Origin of the sequence: Pseudomonas sp. Irchel s3a10 (assembly GCF_900187525.1) — a bacterium.
Lineage (GTDB): Bacteria > Pseudomonadota > Gammaproteobacteria > Pseudomonadales > Pseudomonadaceae > Aquipseudomonas > Aquipseudomonas koreensis_G.
The window spans coordinates 1-1297 of sequence record NZ_FYDR01000023.1 but is presented as its reverse complement, the minus strand read 5'-3'; the positions used below and the strand labels follow the sequence as shown (position 1 = coordinate 1297).

Sequence of the window (1297 nt, the reverse complement as noted above, 5' to 3'; positions counted from 1 at the left end):
GCGAACTGGGCGAATGCCGCCAGTTCACGGTACTGAGCCAGAGCGGTACGGATACCACCGGACAGCTTCTTGATGATCTTGGTCTGAGCGGCACCACCCACACGGGATACCGAAACACCGGCGTTCACTGCAGGGCGGATGCCCGAGTTGAACATGGCCGATTCCAGGAAGATCTGACCGTCGGTGATGGAAATCACGTTGGTCGGAACGAACGCGGAAACGTCGCCAGCCTGGGTTTCGATGATCGGCAGTGCGGTCAGGGAACCGGTTTTGCCGGTCACTGCGCCGTTGGTGAACTTCTCTACGTACTCTTCCGAAACGCGGGATGCACGCTCCAGCAGACGGGAGTGGAGATAGAACACGTCGCCTGGGTAAGCTTCACGGCCTGGTGGACGGCGCAGCAGCAGGGAAATCTGGCGGTAAGCCACTGCTTGCTTGGACAGATCGTCATAAACGATCAGCGCGTCTTCACCGCGGTCGCGGAAGAATTCACCCATGGTGCAACCGGAGTACGGTGCCAGGAATTGCAGCGCAGGAGATTCCGAAGCACTGGCAGCCACGATGATCGTGTTGGCCAGGGCGCCGTTTTCTTCCAGCTTGCGAACCACGTTGGCGATGGTCGATTGCTTCTGACCGATGGCTACGTAGACGCAGAAAATGCCGCTGTCTTTCTGGTTGATGATCGCGTCGATCGCCAGAGCGGTTTTACCGATCTGACGGTCACCGATGATCAGCTCACGCTGGCCACGGCCGACAGGGATCATGGCATCGACAGCCTTGTAGCCAGTCTGTACAGGCTGGTCTACCGACTTACGCCAGATCACGCCCGGTGCAACTTTCTCGACCGCGTCGGTCAAGGTGTTGCCCAGTGGACCTTTGCCGTCAACAGGGTTACCCAGTGCGTCGACTACGCGACCCAGCAGTTCCTTACCAACCGGAACTTCAAGGATGCGGCCGGTGCACTTGGCGCTCATGCCTTCAGCCAGACTGGTGTATGCGCCCAGTACAACGGCACCTACGGAGTCTTGCTCCAGGTTGAGGGCCATACCGTAGACGCCGCCCGGAAACTCGATCATCTCGCCGTACATGACGTCGGCCAGACCGTGAATCCGCACGATGCCGTCAGATACGCTGACGACAGTGCCTTCGTTACGGGCTTGGGAGGTCACATCGAGCTTGTCGATGCGGCCCTTGATAATTTCACTTATTTCGGAAGGATTGAGTTGCTGCATTGCTCTGCTGCCCCTTCAAACTCAAGATTTCAATGCTTCGGCAAGTTTCGCGATTTTGCCGCGAA

Annotated in this window: 1 protein-coding gene; it reads right to left on the bottom strand. The window is 58.0% G+C overall.

Translation table 11 applies throughout. The annotated features are described in order from the left end of the window. Positions 1-1232, bottom strand: a 1232-nt coding sequence (gene atpA, locus CKW11_RS27350) for a F0F1 ATP synthase subunit alpha (protein WP_095140151.1), incomplete at its 3' end; no start/stop codon positions are given. Between the last annotated feature and the right edge of the window lie 65 nt (positions 1233-1297).